Genomic DNA, 23,168 nt, shown 5'->3' on the forward strand with positions numbered 1-23,168 from the left:
GTGGCTCTCCGGTGGTGCGGGGGTCAGAACGCGAGGGCGCGGTCGACGGCGTCGAGCAGCCGGTCGAGACCGGGCAGGTACTCGTGCTCGACCTTGGAGACCGGGTACGGCGTGTGGAAGCCCCCGACGCGCAGCACGGGCGCCTGCAGGTGGAAGAAGCACTCCTCGGTGACGCGCGCCGCGACCTCGGCGCCGGTGCCGTACAGCACGGGCGCCTCGTGGACGACGACGCAGCGGCCGGTGCGCGCCACCGACGCGGCGACGGTCGCGGTGTCGATCGGCGAGATCGTGCGCAGGTCGATGACCTCCAGGCTCGTGCCCTCCGCGGCCGCGGCCTCGGCGGCCTTGAGCGCGGTGGCGACCGTGGGGCCGTAGGCGACGACGGTGACGTCGGTGCCGGGGCGCACGACGCGCGCGTGGTCGAGGTCGGCGGGGGCGCCGTGCGGGGCGGGCAGGGGCGCGTCGAGGTCGACGTCGCCCTTCTCCCAGTAGCGGCCCTTGGGCTCGAGGAAGATCACGGGGTCCGGCGACGCGATCGCCTGCTGGATCATCGTGAAGCCGTCGGCGGCCGTGGACGGCGAGACGACGCGCAGGCCGGGCGTGTGCGCGAACAGCGCCTCGGGCGACTCGCTGTGGTGCTCGATCGCGCCGATGCCGCCGCCGTAGGGGATGCGGATGACGACGGGCAGGCGCAGGCGGCCCTGCGAGCGGTAGTGCATCTTGGCGAGCTGCGTGGTGATCTGGTCGAACGCGGGGAACACGAACCCGTCGAACTGGATCTCGCAGACGGGCCGGTAGCCGCGCAGCGCGAGGCCGATCGCGGTGCCGACGATGCCGGACTCGGCGAGCGGGGTGTCGACGACGCGGTCCTCGCCGAACTCGGCGAACAGCCCGTCGGTGACGCGGAACACGCCGCCGAGGCGGCCGATGTCCTCGCCCATGAGCAGCACGCGCTCGTCGTTGCGCAGGGCGCGGCGCAGGCCGAGGTTGACGGCCTTCGCGAGCGGCAGGCGCTGCGTGCCCGTCGGGAACGGGGCCGGCTCGGGCGCCGGCGGGACGTCGGTGCGCGCGGTGGCGCGGTCGGTGGTGACGGTCATCGGTGGCCTCCTGCCGTCTCGCGGCCGTCGTCGACGAAGGACTGCTCGTACTGCGTGAACCAGGCCCGCTCGGCGTCGACGACGGCGTGCGGCGTGGCGTAGACGTGGTCGAACATCGTGCTCGGGGCGGGGCGGCCCATGCCGCGCACGGTGGTGCGGACGTGCTCGCCGAACGCGTCGGCCTCGGCGGCGAGCTGCGCCTGGAACACCTCGGGCAGCTCGTCGGTGCGCTCGAGGTACGTGCGCAGCCGGTCGATCGGGTCGCGGCGGCGCCAGTGCTCCTCCTGCTCCGCCGTGCGGTAGCGGGTGGGGTCGTCCGACGTGGTGTGCGCGCCCATGCGGTAGGTGAACGCCTCGACGAACGTCGGGCCGCCGCCGCTGCGCGCGCGGTCGAGCGCCTGGCGGGTCACGGCGTACGTGGCGAGCACGTCGTTGCCGTCGACGCGCACGGACGGGATGCCGAACCCCGGCGCGCGGTTCGCGAGCGGCACGCGCGCCTGGCGCGTCGTCGGCTCGGAGATCGCGAACTGGTTGTTCTGGCAGAACAGCACGACGGGCGCCTGGTTGACCGAGGCGAAGACGAGCGCCTCGTTGACGTCGCCCTGCGCGGTGGCGCCGTCGCCGAAGTACGCGACGACCGCGGTGTCGCGCGCCGGGTCGCCCGTGCCGACGAGGCCGTCGCGCTGCACGCCCATCGCGTAGCCGGTGGCGTGCAGCGTGTGCGAGCCGATGACCAGCGTGAACAGGTGGAAGTTGTGGGCCGCGGGGTCCCAGCCGCCGTGGTCCACGCCCCGGAACAGCCGCAGCAGGTCCGTCATCTCCAGGCCGCGGACGAACGCGACGCCGTGCTCGCGGTACGACGGGAACACGTGGTCCTGCGGTGCGAGCGCGTGGCCCGAGCCGACGGCGGCGCCCTCCTGGCCGAGCGACTGCGCCCACAGGCCGAGCTCGCCCTGCCGCTGCAGCGACGTCGCCTCGAGGTCGAAACGCCTGGTCAGCACCATGTCGCGGTACATCGCGCGCAGCCGGTCGGCGTCGAGGTCGGCGGCCCACGCGTCGTACTCGGGGTGCGCGACGCGCTCGCCTGCCGGGGTGAGCAGCTGGACGAGGTCCTCGTCGGTGAGCGGGCCGGTGGCCGCGGAGGCGGTCGAGCTCACGCGGTTCTCCTTCGCGTCGGTATGCGAACCTACGTCAGCGTAGGCTACGCATCCGTAGGTTGACGAGGAGACACCGACAACCCTCACCCGGTGCGGTTGTCGGATCCCCACACCGCTTCGCAGAGTGCCGCACCCCGGCGCGTCACGCACGGGCAACGCGCCCGCCGCCGGCACCCACGGTGCGAAGCACTCACGACACCGGCCGACTCGAACGCTTCACACCCACACCCGTCGAGGCGCGGCACCCGCGGGCGTGAAGCACTCAGGACACCAGCCGTCCCCAACGCTTCACACCCACACCCGTCGAGGCGCGGCACCAGGCCCACCCGCGGGCGTGAAGCGTTCAGGACACCGGCCGTCTCCAACGCTTCACACCCACACCCGTCGCGGCACGACACCCGCGGGCGTGAAGCGTTCACGACACCAGGCGACTCGAACGCTTCACACCCACGCCCGCCGAGGCACGGCTGCCTCGGCGGGCGGCGGCGACGGGCGCAGTGCGCGTGGCGACGTCAGCGCCAGAGAGCCGCGTGCTCGGCGACGAACGCCTCGATCGTGCGCGGGGTGCGCCCCGTCACGCGCTCGACGGTGTCGGTGACGTCCGCGAACGTGCCGTCGTGCACCCGGCCGAACATCTCCTCGAGGACGCCGGCGAGCCACGGGTCGTCCGGCAGCGCCTGGGACAGCGCCGGGACGTGGGCGGTCACCTCGATGCCGGTCGCGGCGGAGATCTCGGCCGCGATCCGGGAGGTGGTGACGGCCTGCGGGCCGGTGATCGTGTGCGCGAGGCCGTGGTGCGACGCCGGGTCGGCGATCGCCTGCACGGCGACGGCCGCGATGTCGCGGGTGTCGACCCAGGCGATCGGCGCACCGTCGGTGGGCAGGCTGATGGTCCGCCCCTGACGGATCGCCTCGAGGAAGTAGCGCGGGTCGGTCAGCACCTGCTGGAACCACGACGGGCGCAGGATCGTCCACCGGCGCGCGTTGCCGGTGACGGCGTCCTCGACCTGCCGCACCCAGCCGTCGGGTGCGACCCGCTCCGCCCCCTGCTCGGAGAGGAGCACGACGTGGGCGTCCGGCGCCGCGGCGACGAGCCGCTCGACCAGACCCGGGGCGTCCTGGACGTCCGGGCGCGCCAGGTAGATCGCGTCGACGCCGTCGACCGCCGCCGGCCACGTCGACGGGTCGTGCCAGTCGAAGCGGACGGTGGTCGGCGCCTGCGGGGGCCGCGAGGACCCGCCGCGGACCTCGGCGCCACCGCGACCGACGAGCTGGGACACCACCTCGCGGCCGGTCTTGCCGCGGGCCCCGGTGACGAGCACGGTGCGGCTCATGCGTGCCGCCCGGCGTGCTCGAGCGTCGGGTAGTCGGTGTACCCGACGTGGTCCCCGCCGTAGAAGGTCGCCGGGTCCGGCACGTTGAGCGGGCCGCCTGCCCGCAGGCGCTCGTCGAGGTCGGGGTTGGCGAGCCACAGCACCCCGAGCGACACCGCGTCCGCGACGCCGGACGCCAGGGCCGCGTGCGCGGCGTCGGGAGTGGCGGGGAAGTCGGCCGCCGTGCCGTGCGGGTTGAGGACGAGCGTGCCCGGCCAGACGGCCCGCAGCCGCTCGGTCAGGTCGCGCGTGCCCATCTCGACGACGTGCAGGTAGGCGATGCCGAGGACCGCGAGCTCCTCGAGCAGCGCGGTGTACACGGGGACCGGGTCGGCCTCGACGATGCCGTTGTAGGGGCTGCCGGGCGAGATCCGGATGCCGACGCGGTCGGCACCGACGGCGTCGGACACGGCGCGGACGACCTCGACCGCGAAGCGGGTGCGGTTCTCGACGGACCCGCCGTACGCGTCGCTGCGCAGGTTGGTGTTGTCCGCGAGGAACTGGTGCACCAGGAAGCCGTTGCCGCCGTGGACCTCGACGCCGTCGAAGCCGGCCTCGACGGCGTTGCGCGCCGCCTGCGCGAGCTCCTCGACGACGTCGGCGACCTCCGCCGTGGTCAGCTCGCGCGGCACCGGGTGGTCCACCGGGCCGTCGAGGCCGATCAGTTGCTCGCCGGACGCCACGGCCGACGGCGCGACGGGCAGCCCACCGTCCGGGTAGAGGGACGGGTGCCCGATCCGGCCGCAGTGCGTCAGCTGCGCGACGATGCGCCCGCCCCTGTCGTGCACCGCGGTGGTGACGGTGCGCCAGGCGGCGACCTGCTCGGCGCTGTGCAGGCCCGGGGTCAGGACGTAGCCCTGCCCCTGCACGCTCGGCTGGATGCTCTCGGAGACGATCAGGCCCGCACCTGCCCGCTGCGCGTAGTACTCCGCGGTCGCGGGGGTGACGACGCCCTCGGGGGTCGCGCGGTTGCGCGTCATCGGGGCCATCACCAGGCGTGACGGCAGCCGCAGGGCGCCGACGGTCACGGGGTCGAACAGGGTGCTCACGGTTTCTCCTCGTCGAGGTGCTCGCGCGCCGAGGCGCGAATTGCTTGAGTGACTCAAGAGAAACCCTGGCACTCCTCCTTGACCGAATCAAGCATTTTGAGCCCTTGATCGCCTCAAGCACATGCCGTACCTTCACCAGGTGGCTGTGCCTTCGGTCCCCCCGCGCGCGTCGAACGACCTCGAGCAGGTGATGCTCGCGTTCGTCGACGCCTACAACCAGGCATGGGACGCCGCGGCGAGCGAGCACGGCCTCAGCACCGCGCACGCCTGCGTGCTGGGACGCGTCGAGACCCGGCCGACCATGGGTGAGCTCGCGGAGGAGCTGCGCTGCGACGCCTCCAACATCACGCAGATCGTCACCCGGCTCGAGGCCCGCGACCTCGTCCGCCGTGAGCCCGACCCGGAGGACCGCCGGTCCCGCCGCATCGTGCGCACGCCGAGCGGCGACGCCCTCTACGGTGCGTTCGAGGGGACGTTCGCGTTCCCGAGGATCGCCGCGGCCCACCTGACCGCCGCCGAGGGCGAACGGCTCGCCACGCTGCTGCGGAAGGCGATGGGCGTCTGACCGGCACGTCGCCGCGGAACCACGGTGGCGGAGCCGCCACCCTCACCCGGTGCGGTTGTCGGACCCCTGCACCGGCTCGCAGCGTGCCGCAGGGCGGCAGGTCCCGCACGCGGAACGCCCACGTCCGGCCCCACCCTGCGGTGGCACGCCCTCGCACCCCGGCCACGCTCGGCCGGCCCGGTCAGCCTCTGACCGGGGCGGGCGCGAGCGCCTCCAGCTGTGCGAGCACCTCCTGCTCCGACGGGCCGCCGTCGTGCTCGACCCACTGCAGCGTCCCCACGACCGCGTCGAACATCGCGACCACCGCCCGCACGACCGGCGCCATCGGGTCGCCGTCCGTGAGCACCGTGTACGTCAGCAGGCCCCACACGCCCGGCTCCTGCGGGTGCGCCGCGTAGTACACGACCCGCACCGACGGCTGCGAGCGCCCCACCGGCCGGGCGTCGACGACCTCCTCGACCCGCGCGCCCCGCCCGCCGCCGAGCTCGACGGCCTCGCCGTCCTCGCCGGCGTCCAGCAGCACGTCGTCCAGCAGGTCCTGGGCGGGCACGGTCGGGTCGTCCTCGAGCACCGTGAGCAGCAGCGAGCCGGGCAGCCGCAGGCCCCCGTACTCGGTCAGCGGCAGCAGCACCGAGTGCGCGCCGTTGTCCGCGGCCTGCTCGACGGCCTCCGTCAGCGAGCGGCGCAGCTCGCGGCGCCACGGCCCGGCCTTGTCCCGCGGCAGCGAGTCCGGCACGTACCGCTGCACGACCTCCTCGACGACGCGCGCGCGCAGGCGCTGCGTCCCCGGTGCGGTCGGCACGCGCAGCCAGCCCTGCGGCAGCAGCACCTCGACGTCGATCACGCGGTCCCCTCCCCGGTGCCGGCCAGCACGAGCCGCGGCACCCCGTCCGTGCCGGGCAGCAGCTCGGCGGCGATGCGGTGCATGAGCTCCTCGACGCCCCCGCCGAGCACGGCGGCGGCCGTCAGGTCGTCGGTGCGCGTCGACAGCACCACGTCGACGCTCGTCACCGGCACGTCGCCGTACGCGGGCACGTCGACGCGCATCGCGGCGTCGACGCGGCACGTCACGGCTCCGGCCGCACCGCGCACGAGCGCCATGACGCGCACGCCGTCGCCCCCGTCGGTCGTCACGTAGTCGACGACGGGCGGACGCGCGTCGTCCTCGTCGCCGGCTGCGCCGACCTCCGCCATGAGGTACGACGCGTCCTGCGCGACCGGCACGCGGAAGTCGACGAGCACCGGCACCGGCCCCCAGCGCGGGCGGTCCGGCGTCAGGTGGCCCGCGCCCCACGCGAGGCCCGTGCCGGCCGGGCAGCGCGCCGCGCGCGCCAGCAGCCACAGCGCGGCGGACCGGCCGACCGTCTCACCGGTGGCCAGCGCGCGCTCCTGCGGCGGCAGCTCCTCGAGCAGCGCGGGCGGCAGGTCCGCCCACCCGCCGAGCAGGTCGGCGGTCCGCAGCAGCCAGGCCTCGGCGTCGGCCGCGGGGGTGTCCGGTGTCGGCACCCACTCCCAGCGCCACGCGACCTCGGGCAGGACGAGCGCGTCGATCACTCGTCGTCACCGCCCAGCGCGCCGTAGTCCGGGATCCACTGGTCACGCCAGTCACGCCACTCGGTGCGACCGCCGGTCCAGATCAGCCCGGTGCCGATGGTGAAGACCGAGTTGCCGACGCCCCACACCCACCACAGCGGGTTGGTCCTCTGCCCGGTGATCTGCTGCAGTCCGGCGACGCTGCGGAACCCGCTCCAGCCGCCGACGACCCCGGCCCAGTCCTTGCCGAAGGTCGAGAAGTTGCCCTTGAAGAGGTTGCCCCACATGCCGCCCGCGGACTTCATCTGCTCCCACGACGACCGCCAGAACCCCACCTCGGGCACCCACGGCGACGACTTGCCCGCCCCACCACGGAAGAACCACTTCGTCAGCGGGTCGAACCAGTCGGACTGGCTCTTCCACCCGTGCGCGGTCTGGCCGATGCGCGGCACGATGCGCCCACCGGGCCCGAAGGAGTTCATCGCGATGCCGCCGAGTGTGTCGCCGATGCCGGTGCGGGCCGCGCGGGCGGCGTGCCCGATGTTGCGGCCCACGATCGTCGCGATCGTCCCGACGCCGAGCAGCGCGACGCCGAGCACGGCGAAGATCAGGTCCGGCAGGCCCTCCTCGCCCTTGGCGTACAGGATCGACCCCACGACGAGCGCGGACACCGCGACGACCACGCTCAGCGCGACCAGCACCGCGACCCCCGGGAAGATGAAGCACAGCACGGCCAGGACCATGCCGATGATCGCGAGGACCTTGCTGATGCGCTTGAGCACCGCGAGCGCCTTGTCCCACCCCGAGTCGGTGAGGCCGTCGTCGTAGTTGCGCGCGGTGACCGCGTCGCCCAGGCGCCTGCCCGCGACCTGCAGGCCGTCGAACGCGGTCCGCACGCGCTTCTTCGCGGCCGCGAGGGCCTGCTCCGCCGTCCCGACCCGGTTGGCCTTGTCCGCGTCGGCCGCGAGCGCGGCGTCGTCGAGCACGCCCTCGTCGTCCGGCTCGCCGTCGGGCAGCGCCTGGGCGGCCCGCAGGGCGTCGGCGGCGGCCTGGCCCTCGGCGAGGCCGGCGTTCGTCTCGGCGCGCGCGTCGGTCAGCTCGGGCTGGTAGACCGCCACCTCGCGCGCGACGTCCGCGTAGCGGACCGCCGCCTTGGCGAGCTGCTCGTGGACCTTCTCGGCGCCCTCGCGCAGCGCGTCGGCGTACTCCCCGCGCAGCTGGTCCTCGCTGGCGGTGAGCTTCTCGAGGCGTGCCACGGCGCTCTCGATGGTCTGCGCGACGCCCGTGTACCGGCGCCTGGCCTCCTCGACGCGGTCGAGGTTCGCCCCCTCGAGGGGGTCGTCCGTGAACCCGACGACGAGCCAGTCGCTGTGCTGCGCGAACCACCCGCTCACGAGGGGCTCCCGAGGTCCGCGGCGAGGCTGGTGTCGACCTCGAGCCAGTTCTCGTCGACCTTGCGCACGGCGTCGCGGAGCTTCTCCATGTCGATGACGAGCTCGTCGCGGTGCGCGGTCCAGTTGTCGGCGAAGTCGTTCATGGACGAGTTGGCGTTGGCCTGGCCCCACACCTTGCCCGTGTCGTGCTCCAGGTCCAGCGCGCCCTTGAACTCCCCGATGAGGGTGTCGAGCTCCCGGGCGAGGTCCGCGAGGTCGGCGCGGACGACGAGGTCGGCCATCAGACCAGCTCCTTCCGTGGTGCGAGCGGTGCCGTGGGCACCTGGGTCGTGACGTACGTGCCGTCGCCGAGGTGGACGAGCGCGGTGCCGGGCACGACGCGCGCGGGCAGCTGCGACCGGGTCAGGCGCGCACCCGCGAGGTCGCCGTCGGCGAGGTTCTGCGGCGAGAGCAGCGCGCCGCGCCGGTTCTTCTTGACGTCGGCCTGCCACCCGGTGAAGCCGGAGCCGACGCTCGCGACGTCACCGCCGAGCACGACGCCGCGGCGGTCGTGCTGCGCGCGCCGCACGAGGCGCCGCAGCCACTCGCGCGCGGGCGCGTCGCGCCACACCTCGGCGTCGTCGTCGAGCAGCACGACGGGCCCGTCGCCGTCGTCGACGAGCGGCGCGAGCAGCGCCTCGTCGGGGGCCTCGTCGAGCAGGACCGCCCGCACACCGGGGCGCCCGGCGAGGTCGCGCAGCGGTGAGCGCTGCGGCGCACCGACGACCAGCTCGACGCCCGCGCGCAGCAGCGACTCCGCCATCACCGCGAGCAGCGTGCTGCGCCCCGAGCGGCCGGGGCCGGCGACGAGGAACGTCGGGGCGTCGTGCGCGAGGTCGGCGCCGACGGGCTCGAGCTCGTCCCCGCCGACGCCCAGCAGCGCCCACAGCGGACGCGGTTCGACGAGCGGCCACGCGTCCTCGAACGTCAGCCGCGCGGGCATGGCCGCGATGCGCGGCGGGCGGGCCGCGCGCGGCACGTGCGCCTCGCGGGCGACGAGCCGGTCGGCGAGCGCGTGCAGCGCGGCGACCTGCGCGGGACCGGACGGGTCGTCGGCGAGGAGCGCGACCTGCGTCTCGACCGCGCCGGGGACGCGCAGGCCGCGTCCCGGCGGCAGGTTCTCCGGGAACGACCGGGCGTTGAGCCCCGCGAGGGTCGCGTCGGTGCGGTCCGCGAGCCGCAGCACGAGCTTGTCCTCGCACAGCGACGCGATGCGCCCGCCCAGCAGCGTGTGGTCCCCCGCGACGACGAGGTGCACGCCGGCGCTGGCGCCCTCGCGCAGCAGCGTGTGGACGACCTCGGTGAGCGCGCCGCCGTCGTGCTCGCCGAGCGTCGTGGTGAAGCCCTCCCACCGGTCGACGAGCAGCAGGACGTGCGCGAGCCGGGCCCCGGGCGCGGCCGCGGCGCGCTGCTCGGTGATGGTGGCGTAGCCACCCTCACCGAGGACGCGCTGGCGCCGCTGGACCTCGTCGTGCAGGCGCGTGAGCAGGCGCGTCGCCCGCTCGGTCTCGGTGCGCTGCACGACCGCGCCGCAGTGCGGCAGGCGGGTGAGGGCCAGCAGGGCGCCGTTGCCGCAGTCGATGCCGTAGACGTGCAGGTCGGCGACGCTCGCCGCGGCGCACGCGGCCGCCGCGATGGTCCGCAGGGTCTGCGAGCGCCCCGAGCGGGGGGCGCCCGCGACGTGCAGGTGCCCGAAGGTCGCGAGGTCGACCACGACGTCGTCCTGCCGCTGCCGCTGCGGCAGGTCGCGGCGCGCCCACACGAACGTCGGGTCGCCCGCGGCCGGGTCCGCCGGGTCGTCCGCGAGCGGTGCGACGTGCCGCGTGGCGAGCGCCGGGAGCCACGGGCGACGCTGCGGCGGGACCCCGAGCATGTCGGCGGCCAGCCCGATCGCGCGGACCAGCACCGACAGGTCCGTCGCCTCGCCCTCGGCCTGCTCGGCGCGCGGCCGCTCGGGGACCGGGCGTCCCAGGTCCGCCCACGTCACAGGCCGCAGGAACGGTGCGGGCACCTCCGCGCGGCGCAGCGCGCGCCGGCCGCCGACGCGGGCGGCCTGGAACGGGATGAGGGCGCTGTGGCCGAGGCGCGCGAACGCGCGGCCCGGCTGGTTCGGCGCGATGCCCGCGGCCTCGCGCGAGTCGATGACGTCGGTGCTGTCGCCCGCGTCGGTCACGCGCAGCGCGATCCGCAGGTTGGTGTTGGCGCGGATCTCCGCCGAGACCACGCCCGAGGGCCGCTGGGTCGCGAGCAGCAGGTGGATGCCGAGGGAGCGGCCGCGCTGCGCGATGCTCACCAGGCCGCTGACGAAGTCCGGGAGCTCGCGCGCGACGGACGCGAACTCGTCGATGACGATGAGCAGGCGCGGCAGCGGGTCGAGCCCGCCGCGGCGCGCCCGCAGCGTGAGGTAGTCGTCGAGGTCCTTGACGCCCGCCGCCGCCAGGACCCGCTCGCGGTGCGCGAGCTCGGCGCCCAGCGACGTCAGCGCACGTTGGACGAGGTGCGGGTCGAGATCCGTGACCATGCCGACGGTGTGCGGCAGGTCCACGCAGTCCTTGAAGGCGGCGCCGCCCTTGTAGTCGACGAGCACGAAGTTCATGGCGTCGGGGCGGTTCGCCACCGCGAGCGACGCCACGACCGTCTGCAGCAGCTCGGACTTGCCCGAGCCCGTGGTCCCGGCGACCAGGCCGTGCGGCCCGTGCTCGGCGAGGTCGAGCGAGAACGGCCCGTCGAGGGACACCCCCACGACCGCACGTGTCGTGCTGCCCCCGCCGGCCCACCGGGCCGCGACCGCCGCCGGGCCGGGCTCGGTGAGGTCGAGGACGTCGAGGAGCCGCGCCGTGGACGGCAGCGCGGCCTCCCCGACGGTCGTGGAGGTGTCGCGCAGCGGCGCGAGGCTGCGGCCCACGGCCGTGAACCACTCGTCGCCGACCTCGTCGACACGGATGCCGTCGACCTGCGCGGCACGGTTCTGCCGCAGCGTCGCCCGCCGGCCCGCACCCCCGACGACGACGGCCGTGCACTCCTCGGGCAGCGTGCGCTCGTCGGCGTCGACGCACACGCAGTGCACGCCCACCGCGGGCCCCTCCTGCAGGATCGTCACGACCCCCGGCAGCGCGCGCAGCCGCAGCGCGCCGTCGAGCACGACGACCACGTCGGGGTCCGGCAGCACGGTGCGCGCACCGGCCGCCAGCCGCGCCCGCTGCCGGCCCTGCACGAGGTCGAGCAGCTCGGCCACGCGCCGCGCGAGGGTCTCGGCGTCGGACCCGACGAGCGCGATCGACTGCTGGCCCAGCAGGGGGCGCACGTGCGGCAGCCACGTCGCCCACCCCCACCAGCGCTCCCCCTCGAGGTCGGTGAGCACGTACACCTGCACGTCGCGCGGGCTCTGCAGCACCGCGAGCTGCGCGACCACCCAGCGCGCCAGGCGCCGCGGCCAGTCGTCGGGCCCGGCGATGCCGACGACGCCGGCCTGCGCGATCGACAGCGCCGCGGGGACGTCGGTGGACGTGCGCGGCTCCTGGCGGCGCGTGTGCCCCTCGCCCTCGGTCACGACGAGCGTGCTGGGCAGGTCGGCCGTGCCGACCCGCACGAGCAGGTGGTCGGGGTCGGTGCGCCGGCGCTCCCACAGGCGGGCGCGCGGCTGCGTCGCGACGAGCAGCAGCTCGGCCGCGTCGGGGCTCGCGGAGCGCCGGTCGGCACGCTCGGTCGTCAGCGCGTCGAGCACCTCCTGCTCGACGCGCGCCAGCTCGGCCTGGTGCTCGGCGAGGCGGCGCCGGTGCCCGATGCGTCCGCCGCGCCGGTTGGACAGCCAGTTGCCCAGCACCATGATCGGCGACATCGCCGCGAACAGCAGGTACATCGGGTTGCGCATGACGAGCGCGATGACCGTGGCGCCCACGGCCGGCAGCAGCGCGGTCAGCCACGGCAGCACCGCCGGCGGCTGGGCGCGCGGCTCGGGCGGCAGCTGGAAGTCGGTGCGGCGCTGCGGCGGCAGCAGGCGCGGCGGCCGGTTGTAGTCGAGGTGCTCGCCGTCCGGCGACGGCTCGACGACGGCGTCGGGCACCGCCGCGGGGTGCACCTCGAGCAGCCGCGCGCCGACGTGCAGCACCGCCGACCCGTGCCACGCCGTGCCCTCGGCGGGCAGCGGGGCGCCGTCGAGCAGCGCGTGCGCGCCCGCGAGCCCGTCGCGCTCGAGGTCCCACGGCGCCGCGTCGGGCGGTGCGGGGTCCCAGGGCGTGACGTGCACGCGCGCGTCGAGCGTCACCCGCAGCGTCACCAGCACGACGGGCGCGAGGTCGAGGACGACGGCCCCCGTGGCGTCGACCCCCAGCTCGTGCGACCCGGACCCCAGGTGCCACACGAGCCCCGCGTCGGGCCCGGCGACGACGCGCAGCGTGACGAGCGCGGGCGCCTGCCCCGTCGTCGGGTCCGGCCCGCCGAGCCACACGACGGTGCCGTCGCGGACGCCGCTCGTGCTCAGCGGTGCCGCGGCGTCCACGACGGTGCGCCCCACGTACAGGGTCGTCAGGTCGAGCCCGTCGCAGGGGTGGCGCGAGGGGTCCAGGCCGTCGACCGCGTTCTTCACCACGTCCCGGACGCACGTCAGCGGGTCGGCGTCGACGACGACGTCCGCCACCCAGGCACCCGGCCGGGCCAGCGTGATCATGAGGCGCATCGAGGCTCTTCCTGCGGGGTGGGACGAGGGCGCCCGCGCCACCGGTCGGCGGCGCGGGCGGGTCGGCGGGTCAGCTGCGCAGCGAGCTGGCCATCTGCGAGTCGACGTCCTGCAGCGCCGTGACCGCGTTGTCGAGCCACGTCGAGAGCGTCTCGAGGTTCGTCATGAGCTCGTTGGCCGCGGTGACGAACTGCGTGTTGACCTCGTCGAAGCGCCCCGAGGCCTGGTCCGTGACGAACCCGGAGGCGACGAGCGCGTTCACGAGGCGCTTGCTGTCCTCGAGGCGCGCGTCGATCTCGGTCTTGTTGGAGCGCAGTCGGCCCGCGCTCTCCGTCATCTCGGCGTAGGTGATGTTGAGGTTCGGCATCGGTGGTCCCTTCGGGTCGAGCCGGGCGCCCGGTCGGGCGACGGCGCGGGTGCCAGCGACGTCGACGCTAGGAACGTGCCCGGACCCCGGTCCACCACCCGCCCGACGGGCTGGGTCCGCGGGCCCACGTCGTGTTTGTCCACGTCACGGCGCTGCACCGACGATCGGGGGGAGGCCCGCGCGGCACGCGTCGCGTGCGGTCGGCGGCGACGGAGGGATGCGTCATGGGACAGCGGGGGTGGCGCGGCCGGGGCCGGACCGCGCGCGGACGGGCCGTGCTCGCGGCGGCCGTGTGGGGCGTGGGGCTCGCGGTGCTGCCGGCCGTGGGCGCGGGTGCCGCCGCGGCGGCACCGGTCGACGAGCAGGCGGCGGACACGAAGTTCTACGTCGTGCAGGACGCGTGGGAGGGGCAGCCCGAGTTCCTCTTCTCGATCGCGGAGCGGCTGCTCGGCACGGGTGACCGCGCGCTGGAGATCTTCGAGCTCAACGAGGGCCGCGAGCAGCCGGGCGGGATGGTCGTCAGCGACCCGAACGTCATCCGCCCCGGCTGGGTGCTGCTGCTGCCGCCCGACGCGCAGGGCGACGGCGTGCAGACCGGCCCGCTGCCCACGCTGCCGCCGCGGGCCGTCCGCGCGACGCCGACGCCCAGCGCCGCCGCGGAGGGCCCGGCCGACGACGCCGGGGGCCGCGACGCCGCGGACGAGGACAACCGCGACGAGGGCACCCGCGACGACACCGCGGGCGACGACACCGCGGTCGGCGGCACCGCCGGGCAGGACGCGCCGACACCCACGAGCGGGGTGGACGTCACGCAGGGCCTCACCGTCGTCGTGGGCGCCACCGCCGTGACGGCCGCGCTCGTGCTCGTCGTGGGCGGTGTGGTCGTCGCCGTGCGTCGCCGCCGCGCGGAGACCGCCGCGCCGCCCGCACCCGTCGTGCGTCGCGAGGACCCCGGCGCGTGGACCATCGACCGCACGACGCGCGCGCTCGCGCAGGCCTGCGCCGCCGCAGGGCGCGACGTGCCGGGCGTGCACGCGCTCGTGCTCTCGGACCACGAGGTCCGGCTGCGCCTGAGCACACCCGACGCGGCCCCGCCGGCCGGCTGGACCGCCGTCGACGAGGCCCGCACGTGGGTCGCCCCCATGCGCCCCCTGCAGGACATGGCGCTCGCCGAGCACGTCGTCGCGCCGTTCGACCGCCTGGTGACGCTCGGCGACGACGCGCACGGGCGCGTCCTGGTGGACCTCGCACAGGCCGGCCCGGGCGTCGCGCTGGACGGTGACGCCGCGCAGGCCACGGCGCTGGCCGAGCGCTGGGTGCACGAGCTCACCACCAGCCCGTGGTCCCGGCACGTGCCGGTCGTCGCGGTGGGTCTCGGCGGCTCGCCGTACGCGCGCCTCGACGAGGCCGGGCCGGCGGTCGGTGCGGCGGGCGGCGGCGTGCTCGTGGTCGGCAGCACGCGCTCGCGCGACGGCGCTCTGCTCGCCGCCCTCGCCGACGACCCCGCGTGGACCGTGGTCGTCGTCGGCCCCGGGGGCCGCGACTGGGCGCGGTGGCGGCTCGTGCTGGACGCCGACGGCGTCACCACCGGCGGGCCGCTCGACGCGGACGCGTACGTGCAGGCCGGTCCGCGCCGTCTCGAGCTGGTCTAGGCGCGTGGCCGGCGTGCTGGAGCCCGTCTGGAGCGGCGCTGGAGCCGCTCTGGAGCGCGGCCCGGCAGGGTCGTCGCATGACGACCACACCGACGGCCGGCTACCGGATGCGGATCGCGATCTCCAGCCCCGAGATCGAGGCGCGGATCCGCGGGGTCTTCGCGAGCCGCGGGCTCGACGTGGTCCTCGCCGACGCACCGCCGACCTTCGAGGTGACCGTCCTGCCGGGCCCCGGTCCGCGCCCCGCCCCGACGGCCGTCGGCGACGCCCTGCAGCACCTCGTCGGGGGGTCGGCGGCACGCCGCACCGCGCCGCGCCGGGACGTCACCCCGAGCGCGCGCTACCGCCTGACGCTGTCGACCGTGGCACGCGACGACGCACCCCCGGCCCCGCACCGCGGCCACGACGCGGTCGCGGACCTCTCGCCGCGCGAGAGCCAGGTGATGGCGTGCGTCGCGCGGGGCATGCGCAACACCGAGATCGCGGCCGAGCTCGGGGTCACCGTGAAGACCGTCAAGAACCACGTCAACCGGATCTTCGGCAAGCTCGGCGTCGACGGCCGCGTCGAGGCCGTGCTCGCGTGGCAGTCGGCCCGCAGCGCGCAGCGTCCGTCCGTGCGCTCGTCCGTGCACGGCGTCGCGCCGACGGGTGCGCAGGCGGTGGGTCCGGCGCTCGCCGGCTAGCCGTGGCGCAGCACGTCGTCGACGCCGACCGACAGCCCGGCGAGGAAGATCGCCACCGAGCCCGCCTCCTCGGCACCGAGCTGCCGGAAGCGGTCCATCGCGGCCTGCGCGTCCCGCCGCGCCGCCGCCTCGCCCGCCGGGCCGTCGCGTGCCGCGCGCAGGCGCGCCAGCCCGAACAGCGCGAGCCCCTCGTGGTACCGGTCGCCGAGCTGCGCGCACAGGGCGAGCGCCTGGGAGAACCGGTCCTGCGCGGCGTCGTGCTGCCCCAGCCCGGCGGCCGCGACACCCAGGTTGACCAGCAGGTTCGCCTCCAGCACCTGGTGCCCCTCGGCCTGCGCGACCGCCAGCGCGCGCTCCCCGTGCAGCGCCGCCGCCCGCCAGTCGCCGAGCTCGGCGTACAGCTCGCACAGCACGTCGCCCGACGCGACCTGGTAGTAGCCGTCGCCCAGCTCGACCGCGAGCGCGTGCCCGTCGTGCGCGGCCGCGAGCGCCGCGTCGTACTCCTTGGCCTCGCGCAGCGTCGAGGCGAGGTTGCTGACGACGCTCACGCGGTACCACCAGCGGTCGCCGTCGAGCAGGTCGAGCGCCTCGCGCAGGCGCGCGACGGCCGCGTCGTTGCGGCCGAGGCGCGAGCACGCGACGCTCTCGTGGTTCAGCAGCACCGCGAGCGCGCGCGTGTCGCCCAGCGCACGCGCCGAGCGCGCCGCGACCCGCAGCACGGCCAGCCACTCCGTGGAGCCCGCGGCCGCGTAGTACGTCTCGAACATCAGCACGACCGCCTGCCACACGAGCTCGTGGTCGCCGTGCGCGTGCCCCTCGTGGAGCAGCGCCGTGAGGTTGGCGAGCTCGGCGAGGGTCCAGCGCAGCAGCGCCGCACCGTCGGGCAGCGCCGGCACCTCGTGCCGCGGCGTCGGCGGCTCGAACTGCAGGAGCCGGTGGTGGGTGTTCGCGGCCAGCACGCACACGTACCAGGTGAGCAGGCGGCGGCGGGCCGCGGCGCGCTCGTCGTCCGGGATCCGGCCGGCGATCTCGGCGGCGTGCGCACGCGTCAGGTCGTGCATGACGTACCGGCCGTCGGCGACCTCGAGCAGGTGGTGCTCGCACAGGTCGGTCAGCAGGCGCACCGCGCGCTCGGGCTCGACGTCGACGAGCGCGGCGGTCGCCCGCACTGTCGTGCTCTGGCACGGCAGGGCCGCGAGCAGGCACAGCGTGCGCAGCTGCTCGGGGTCCAGTGCGGCGGTCGACGTCGCCAGCACGCCCCGCACCGACGCCGACGGGCCGTCGTCCAGGTCGAGCGCGTCGAGACGGTGCCGCGAGTCCTCCAGCCGCGTGACCATCGCCCCGATCGTCGACCCGCGCCCGGTGTGGACCTGCTCGGCCGCGATGCGCAGCGCGAACGGCAGCGCGTCGCACAGCTCGACCAGCCGGCCCGCGGCGTGCGTCTCGCGCGCGACGAGGTCGGCGCCGAGCGCACCCTCCAGCAGCTCACGGGCCTCCGCCGGCCCGAAGCGCGCGAGCCGCACGCTGCGCGCGCCGTGCCGCACCGCGAGCCCGCCGAGGCGCTCGCGGCTCGTCACGACCACGAAGCACGACGCCGACCCGGGCAGCAGGTCCTCGACCTGCTCGGTCGACGCGGCGTTGTCGAGGACGACGAGCAGGCGGCGGTCCGCCACCATGCTGCGCCACAGCGCGACGACCTCGTCGTGCTGCTGCGGTGCCGACAGCACACCGAGGCCCGCGAGCAGCTGCCGCAGCGCCGCGGTCGGGTCCACGGGCGGGTGCCGGGGGTCGAAGCCGCGCAGGTTCACGTAGAGCTGCCCGTCGGCGAACCGGTCGCGCAGCATGTGGCCGGCCCGCACCGCGAGCGTCGTCTTGCCGACGCCGCCGACACCCACGACCGTCACGACCCGCGGCCCGTCCGGGCCCGCCGCCCGCAGCACCTCGACGAGCTCGCGCGCGCGGCCCACGAACGCGGTCAGGTCGGGCGGCAGCTGGGCGGGGAGCACGTGCGCGTCGACCGCCGGTCGCGGGGGCGGGGCGGGGCGGGGACGTGGGGGCGGGATCGGGGCCGGGCCGTCGGGCGCCGTGCGCGGCGCGCCGAGCGACAGCGACCCGGGGGGCCAGGTGGACGCCGCCGGGTGCGCGGGCGCGGGCCGTGCGGCGGGGCGCTCGCGGGGGTCGGCGAGGATCCGCGCGTGCAGCGCACGCGTCGCCGCGCCCGGGTCGATGCCGAGCTCGCCGCGCAGGGCCCGACGCAGGTCGTCGTACTGCGCGAGGGCCGCGGCGGTGCGCCCGGAGCCGTGCAGCGCGGCCATGAGCGCGCACCGCAGGCGCTCGTCGTACGGGTGCCCGGCGACCTCGGCGGCGAGCCTGTCGGCCGCGTCGGCGAGGGACGCCGGGTCCGCGCCCGCGGCGACGGCCACCTCGGTGCGCTCGACGAGCATCCGCACGCGCAGCCCGGCCAGTCGCGTGCGCTGGTCGGCCGCGAACGGGCCCGGGACCCCGAGGAGCACGTCGCCCGACGGCCACAGGTCGAGCGCCGCGTCGAGCGCGCTCAGCGCGGCGTGCAGGTCGGACGCCTCGTGGGCCTCGCGCGCCCGGCGGGCGTGCTGCTCGACGACGAGCGCGTCGACCGCGGCGGCCGGGACGTCGAGCAGGTATCCGGTGGGCGTGCTGCGCAGCACGTCGGGGCCGAGCACGCGGCGCAGCCCCGAGACGTAGGTGTGGAGGCTGCCCCGCGCGCTGGCGGGCGCGCCCTCGCCCCACGTCCCGTCGACGAGGGTGTCGTGCCCGACCGCCTGCCCGGCGCGCAGCGCGAGGGCGACGAGGACGGCGCGCTGCTTGGGCGCGCCCAGGTCCACCTCACCGTCGGCGACCAGCGCGGACGGGGTACCGAGGAGCCGGAGCCGCGGCGGCGCTGAGGTACGTGGCACGTGGCTCCTCGAGCGCGACGGGTGGGACCAGCGGGACGTGTGTGTTCTACCGGCCCCTCGCACGGGCGTCAATGCGACCCCTGACTCTCTGACTGGTACTGACGTGACCAGTCAGGGGCGGCTCCCGCGTCCCCGGGGGCAGGCGTGGACGGTGGCGCCGGACGCGCCCGGGACGGTGGCATGCTGACCGGCGTGAGTCGTGTCCCCGTGCGCCGTGACCTCGCCGACGTCCCCGCCTACGTCCCGGGGGCGCGCGCCGCCGTCGGGGCCGCGGCCTACAAGCTGTCGTCCAACGAGAACCCGTTCCCGCCGCTGCCGTCGGTGGTCGCCGCGATCGCGGACGCGGCCGTGGACGTCAACCGGTACCCCGACATGCACGCGACCGAGTTCGGCGAGGCGGTCGCGCACCGCCTGGGCGTCGCCCCGGAGTCCGTCGTGGCCGGCACCGGGTCCGTCGCGGTGCTGGGGCACGTGCTGACGGCGGTGTGCGAGGCGGGCGACGAGGTCGTCCTGCCGTGGCGCTCGTTCGAGGCGTACCCCATCGCCGTGACGCTCGCGCACGCGCGGCAGGTGCGGGTGCCTGTCACCGCGGACGGGCGGCTCGACCTGCCCGCCATGGCCGCGGCGGTCACCCCGCGCACGCGCGTCGTGCTCGTCTGCACGCCCAACAACCCCACCGGTCCGGCCGTGCGCGACGCCGAGCTGCGCGACTTCCTCGCCGCGGTGCCGCGCGACGTGCTCGTCGTGCTCGACGAGGCGTACGTCGAGTTCGTCCGCGACCCCGAGGCGCCCGACGCGCTCGCGCTGTTCGCCGCGCACCCCAACGTCGTGATCCTGCGCACGTTCTCCAAGGCGTACGGACTGGCGGGCCTGCGCGTCGGGTACGCGGTCGCGCGGCCGCGGCTCGCGTCGGCCATCCGCACGGCGTCGACACCGTTCGGGGTCTCGCACGTCGCGCAGCTCGCCGCGCTCGCGTCGCTGCGCGCCGAGCCCGAGCTGCTGACGCGGGTCGACGCGATCGTCGAGGAACGCACCCGCCTGCTGACGGGCCTGCGCGCGCAGGGCTGGGACGTGCCGGACAGCCAGGCCAACTTCGTGTGGCTCGCGCTCGGCGACCGCACCACGTCGTTCGCGGAGCGCAGCGCGCAGGCCGGTGCGCTCGTGCGCCCGTTCGCCGGCGAGGGCGTGCGCGTCAGCGTCGGCGAGCGCGAGGCGACGGACATCTTCCTCGAGTTCGCCGCCGACCACGCCCCCCACTGACCTCTCCCACCCGCCCCCTCCCCCCACCCCCCGGGCGCGAGAGAGCAATCCAGCCCGCGCGAGAGAGCAATCCAGCCCCACCCCTGGGACGCGAGGGGGCTGCGCGAGGCGGGACCGACGGGGCAGGATCGGGGCATGGGATTCGTCGCGCGCGTGCTCATCAGCGGGGTCGCCATCTGGCTGGCCACGGTCCTCCTGCCCGGCCTCGAGGTGGTCGGTGGGGAGTCGACCGCGGAGCGGGTCGGGGTGATCCTGCTCATCGCGCTGGTGTTCGGGCTGGTGAACGCGATCGTGAAGCCGATCGTGGCGGTCATCTCGATCCCGCTGTACATCCTCACGCTCGGCCTGTTCACGCTCGTGGTCAACGCCCTGATGCTCATGCTGACGGCGTGGATCACGGAGCAGACCACGTGGGGCCTGCGGATCGACAACTTCGGCACCGCGGTGATCGGTGCCCTCATCGTGTCGGTCGTCAGCTTCGTGCTGTCGTCGGTGACGGGCGCGAGGAAGGACTGACCCAGAAACGTAAGTGGAGTTACGATAACTTCACTTACGTTTCCTGGAGGTGGGTGTGCTCCGACGGCCCCCTGACCTGTTCGACCGCGAGCACGAGTGGAGTGAGCTGGCCGAGTTCGCGTCGTCGGTCGCGCCGGGTCTCCGCATCGCCCTCGTCTCAGGTCGGCGACGTGTCGGCAAGTCGTACCTGCTCCGCCGCCTGGCCGAGGCCTCGACCGGACCGACCCTCGTCCACCAGGCGCGCGAGCTCTCCAGCGGCCAGGCCCTCGACCCGGGTCGGTGTCGACCTCGATGATCGGCGTCCCGACCTCGACGGTCGTGCCGGGCTCGACGAGCAGGCGCGACACGACGCCCGTCCACGGGCACGGCAGCTCGACGAGCGACTTGGCCGTCTCGATCTCGACGATCGTCTGGTTGACCTCGACGCGGTCGCCGACGGCGACGAGCCAGGTGACGATCTCGGCCTCGGTCGGGCCCTCGCCGGCGTCGGGCAGGGGGAACTGCTGGTACGTGGGCACGCGTGGCTCTCCGGTGGTGCGGGGGTCAGAACGCGAGGGCGCGGTCGACGGCGTCGAGCAGCCGGTCGAGACCGGGCAGGTACTCGTGCTCGACCTTGGAGACCGGGTACGGCGTGTGGAAGCCCCCGACGCGCAGCACGGGCGCCTGCAGGTGGAAGAAGCACTCCTCGGTGACGCGCGCCGCGACCTCGGCGCCGGTGCCGTACAGCACGGGCGCCTCGTGGACGACGACGCAGCGGCCGGTGCGCGCCACCGACGCGGCGACGGTCGCGGTGTCGATCGGCGAGATCGTGCGCAGGTCGATGACCTCCAGGCTCGTGCCCTCCGCGGCCGCGGCCTCGGCGGCCTTGAGCGCGGTGGCGACCGTGGGGCCGTAGGCGACGACGGTGACGTCGGTGCCGGGGCGCACGACGCGCGCGTGGTCGAGGTCGGCGGGGGCGCCGTGCGGGGCGGGCAGGGGCGCGTCGAGGTCGACGTCGCCCTTCTCCCAGTAGCGGCCCTTGGGCTCGAGGAAGATCACGGGGTCCGGCGACGCGATCGCCTGCTGGATCATCGTGAAGCCGTCGGCGGCCGTGGACGGCGAGACGACGCGCAGGCCGGGCGTGTGCGCGAACAGCGCCTCGGGCGACTCGCTGTGGTGCTCGATCGCGCCGATGCCGCCGCCGTAGGGGATGCGGATGACGACGGGCAGGCGCAGGCGGCCCTGCGAGCGGTAGTGCATCTTGGCGAGCTGCGTGGTGATCTGGTCGAACGCGGGGAACACGAACCCGTCGAACTGGATCTCGCAGACGGGCCGGTAGCCGCGCAGCGCGAGGCCGATCGCGGTGCCGACGATGCCGGACTCGGCGAGCGGGGTGTCGACGACGCGGTCCTCGCCGAACTCGGCGAACAGCCCGTCGGTGACGCGGAACACGCCGCCGAGGCGGCCGATGTCCTCGCCCATGAGCAGCACGCGCTCGTCGTTGCGCAGGGCGCGGCGCAGGCCGAGGTTGACGGCCTTCGCGAGCGGCAGGCGCTGCGTGCCCGTCGGGAACGGGGCCGGCTCGGGCGCCGGCGGGACGTGTCGGGGTAGCGGTTGACGTCGGCCGCCGCGTCGACGATCGCCGCGACCACCGACGGCAGCGGCGGGTACGGGTTCTCGTTGGAGGACAGCTTGAAGGCGGCGGACCCGACGGCGGCACGCGCCCCCGGCACGTACGCGGGCAGGTCGGCGAAGGCACGACGGAGAGGGACGCGGCTCACGGGCGCCAGCATGCCACCGAGGCGGCGGCCGGCGGGCGGTCGGCGCCGGCCGCGGCGCGTGCCCGCCCGTCGTTCACGGCCCGCCGACGTCCGGGGACGTCGGCCGGATCTCGCCCGACCCCCTCGGCACGAGGCGGGTGGGCACGACGATCGTCTCGGTCGGCAGGTCGCGCGCCGCCAGCCGGTCGAAGACGCGCTGCGCCGCGGTCGCGCCGATGCGAGCGGGGTCCTGCGCGATCACGGTGACCCGCGGCTCGAGCAGGTCGGCCAGCTGGAAGTCGTCGAAGCCCACGAGCGCGACACGGTGCTGCAGTCCCAGGGCACGCAGGGCGCGGATCGCGCCGATCGTGATGAGGTTCTGGCTCGTGAACAGCGCCGTCGGCGGCTCGGGTCCGGTCAGGAGCGCGCGCACCGCGACCTCGGCCGCCTGCTCGGAGTGGATGTCGTTCGCGGCCGGGGCCGACGAGGCCGGGATCCCGGCGTCGGCGAGCGCCCGCACGAACCCGCGGTGCCGCTCACGCGCCGTGTCGATGCGGCCGAGGTCACCGAGGTAGGCGATGCGACGGTGGCCGTGCTCGAGGAGGTGGTGGGTGGCGCGCGCAGCACCAGCGGCGTTGTCGACGACGACCGAGTCGGCGTCGAGGCCGACCGCGCGCCGGTCGACCATCACGACCGGCGTGCCCGACTCCTGCTCCCAGCGCAGGTAGCCCTGGTCGGGGGTGACGGCCGAGATGATGAGCCCGTCGACGCGTCGGGCGGTCAGCGCCGCCACGAACGCGCGCTCGCGGTCCGGCTCCTCGTCGGTGCTGCCGGCCAGCACGGCCACGCCCCGCTCGCCCGCGACGTCCTCGATGGCCCGGTGCACGGCCGCCGAGAACGGGTTGTCGACGCTGGCCAGCACGAGACCGATGCTCAGCGACCGCCGCTCGCTACGTCGCAGGTTCCCGGCGTTGAGGTCGGGGCGGTAGTTGAGAGCGCGGGCCGCGTCGTTCACCCGCTGCGCGGTGGCGGCCGAGACGCCCGCCTCGCCGTTGACGACACGGGAGACGGTCTTGATCCCGACGCCCGCGAGCGCGGCGACGTCCCGCATCGTCGCTCGACGGCGCAGCGTGGTG

19 protein-coding genes and 2 pseudogenes are annotated in these 23,168 nt (G+C 75.6%); 6 read left to right on the top strand and 15 right to left on the bottom strand.

Features of this window, described 5'->3' with window-relative positions; translation table 11 throughout:
* Positions 1-23: 23 nt before the first annotated feature.
* The 4 genes from CFLA_RS17035 to CFLA_RS17050 form a co-directional block, all read right to left on the bottom strand.
* The gene (locus tag CFLA_RS17035; protein ID WP_013118589.1) at positions 24-1,097 is read right to left on the bottom strand and encodes an alpha-ketoacid dehydrogenase subunit beta; all 1,074 of its coding nucleotides are present in this window, start codon (positions 1,095-1,097) and stop codon (positions 24-26) included.
* Positions 1,094-2,254 carry a pyruvate dehydrogenase (acetyl-transferring) E1 component subunit alpha gene (gene pdhA / locus CFLA_RS17040; RefSeq protein WP_013118590.1) on the bottom strand — a complete coding sequence of 387 codons (1,161 nt, stop codon included), beginning with the start codon at positions 2,252-2,254 and terminating at the stop codon, positions 1,094-1,096. Before pdhA ends, CFLA_RS17035 begins: the two co-directional genes overlap by 4 nt.
* Before the next feature lie 512 nt (positions 2,255-2,766).
* A complete protein-coding gene (locus tag CFLA_RS17045; RefSeq protein ID WP_013118591.1) occupies positions 2,767-3,588 on the bottom strand; it encodes an NAD(P)H-binding protein in 822 nt (273 codons plus the stop codon).
* On the bottom strand, positions 3,585-4,676 hold the full coding sequence (locus CFLA_RS17050; protein ID WP_013118592.1) for an alkene reductase: 1,092 nt from the start codon (positions 4,674-4,676) through the stop codon (positions 3,585-3,587). Before CFLA_RS17050 ends, CFLA_RS17045 begins: the two co-directional genes overlap by 4 nt.
* A gap of 139 nt (positions 4,677-4,815) precedes the next feature.
* Here CFLA_RS17050 and CFLA_RS17055 point away from each other — a divergent pair, with 139 nt between their 5' ends.
* Positions 4,816-5,241, top strand: a complete 426-nt coding sequence (locus CFLA_RS17055) for a MarR family winged helix-turn-helix transcriptional regulator (RefSeq protein WP_052302752.1) — start codon at positions 4,816-4,818, stop codon at positions 5,239-5,241.
* A 181-nt stretch (positions 5,242-5,422) separates the two neighbouring features.
* On the opposite strand, the gene CFLA_RS17060 is transcribed toward CFLA_RS17055, so the two are convergent.
* From CFLA_RS17060 to CFLA_RS17085, 6 genes are all read right to left on the bottom strand, one after another.
* Complete coding sequence (locus CFLA_RS17060; protein ID WP_013118594.1) at positions 5,423-6,085, bottom strand: hypothetical protein; 663 nt, start codon at positions 6,083-6,085, stop codon at positions 5,423-5,425.
* Positions 6,082-6,795 (bottom strand): hypothetical protein, encoded by a 714-nt coding sequence (locus tag CFLA_RS17065; protein WP_013118595.1) that lies wholly within the window; start codon positions 6,793-6,795, stop codon positions 6,082-6,084. Before CFLA_RS17065 ends, CFLA_RS17060 begins: the two co-directional genes overlap by 4 nt.
* Positions 6,792-8,168: an MCP four helix bundle domain-containing protein gene (locus tag CFLA_RS17070; RefSeq protein ID WP_013118596.1), complete on the bottom strand. Its 1,377-nt coding sequence runs from the start codon at positions 8,166-8,168 to the stop codon at positions 6,792-6,794. The genes CFLA_RS17065 and CFLA_RS17070 overlap by 4 nt, the downstream gene beginning before the upstream one ends.
* A complete protein-coding gene (locus CFLA_RS17075) occupies positions 8,165-8,449 on the bottom strand; it encodes a hypothetical protein (RefSeq protein ID WP_013118597.1) in 285 nt (94 codons plus the stop codon). The genes CFLA_RS17070 and CFLA_RS17075 overlap by 4 nt, the downstream gene beginning before the upstream one ends.
* The gene (locus tag CFLA_RS17080; RefSeq protein WP_013118598.1) at positions 8,449-12,882 is read right to left on the bottom strand and encodes an FtsK/SpoIIIE domain-containing protein; all 4,434 of its coding nucleotides are present in this window, start codon (positions 12,880-12,882) and stop codon (positions 8,449-8,451) included. Before CFLA_RS17080 ends, CFLA_RS17075 begins: the two co-directional genes overlap by 1 nt.
* 70 nt (positions 12,883-12,952) lie before the next feature.
* On the bottom strand, positions 12,953-13,249 hold the full coding sequence (locus tag CFLA_RS17085; protein WP_013118599.1) for a WXG100 family type VII secretion target: 297 nt from the start codon (positions 13,247-13,249) through the stop codon (positions 12,953-12,955).
* A 224-nt stretch (positions 13,250-13,473) separates the two neighbouring features.
* Between CFLA_RS17085 and CFLA_RS17090 the strand changes: the two genes are divergently transcribed.
* On the top strand, positions 13,474-14,901 hold the full coding sequence (locus tag CFLA_RS17090) for a LysM peptidoglycan-binding domain-containing protein (RefSeq protein ID WP_148234407.1): 1,428 nt from the start codon (positions 13,474-13,476) through the stop codon (positions 14,899-14,901).
* Between the two features lie 77 nt (positions 14,902-14,978).
* Entirely contained in the window at positions 14,979-15,584 is a 606-nt protein-coding gene (locus CFLA_RS20730) for a helix-turn-helix transcriptional regulator (protein ID WP_013118600.1), read from the top strand.
* Here CFLA_RS20730 and CFLA_RS17100 read toward each other — a convergent pair.
* Positions 15,581-18,517 carry an AfsR/SARP family transcriptional regulator gene (locus CFLA_RS17100; RefSeq protein ID WP_013118601.1) on the bottom strand — a complete coding sequence of 979 codons (2,937 nt, stop codon included), beginning with the start codon at positions 18,515-18,517 and terminating at the stop codon, positions 15,581-15,583. The two genes, CFLA_RS20730 and CFLA_RS17100, sit on opposite strands and share 4 nt — an antisense overlap.
* A gap of 180 nt (positions 18,518-18,697) precedes the next feature.
* On the opposite strand from CFLA_RS17100, the gene hisC reads away from it, so the two are divergent.
* The 3 genes from hisC (at position 18,698) to CFLA_RS17115 (ending at position 20,588) form a co-directional block, all read left to right on the top strand.
* Positions 18,698-19,777 (top strand): histidinol-phosphate transaminase, encoded by a 1,080-nt coding sequence (gene hisC / locus CFLA_RS17105; protein ID WP_013118602.1) that lies wholly within the window; start codon positions 18,698-18,700, stop codon positions 19,775-19,777.
* A 135-nt stretch (positions 19,778-19,912) separates the two neighbouring features.
* Positions 19,913-20,293 (top strand): phage holin family protein, encoded by a 381-nt coding sequence (locus CFLA_RS17110; protein WP_013118603.1) that lies wholly within the window; start codon positions 19,913-19,915, stop codon positions 20,291-20,293.
* A gap of 49 nt (positions 20,294-20,342) precedes the next feature.
* Complete coding sequence (locus CFLA_RS17115) at positions 20,343-20,588, top strand: ATP-binding protein (RefSeq protein ID WP_043599246.1); 246 nt, start codon at positions 20,343-20,345, stop codon at positions 20,586-20,588.
* On the opposite strand, the pseudogene CFLA_RS19660 reads toward CFLA_RS17115, so the two are convergent.
* The 4 genes and pseudogenes from CFLA_RS19660 to CFLA_RS17125 form a co-directional block, all read right to left on the bottom strand.
* Positions 20,566-20,811 (bottom strand): annotated as a pseudogene (locus CFLA_RS19660) (biotin/lipoyl-containing protein); the annotation flags it as partial. The gene CFLA_RS17115 and the pseudogene CFLA_RS19660 sit on opposite strands and share 23 nt — an antisense overlap.
* A 25-nt stretch (positions 20,812-20,836) precedes the next feature.
* Positions 20,837-21,823, bottom strand: a complete 987-nt coding sequence (locus tag CFLA_RS17120) for an alpha-ketoacid dehydrogenase subunit beta (protein ID WP_081449731.1) — start codon at positions 21,821-21,823, stop codon at positions 20,837-20,839.
* 50 nt (positions 21,824-21,873) lie between these two features.
* Positions 21,874-22,065 (bottom strand): annotated as a pseudogene (locus tag CFLA_RS21015) (aminotransferase); the annotation flags it as partial.
* Between the two features lie 61 nt (positions 22,066-22,126).
* Positions 22,127-23,143, bottom strand: coding sequence for a LacI family DNA-binding transcriptional regulator (locus CFLA_RS17125; protein WP_013118606.1), 1,017 nt, complete (start codon positions 23,141-23,143; stop codon positions 22,127-22,129).
* Positions 23,144-23,168 lie beyond the last annotated feature (25 nt).

It is taken from the genome of Cellulomonas flavigena DSM 20109 (assembly GCF_000092865.1).
GTDB classification, from domain to species: Bacteria; Actinomycetota; Actinomycetes; order Actinomycetales; family Cellulomonadaceae; genus Cellulomonas; species Cellulomonas flavigena.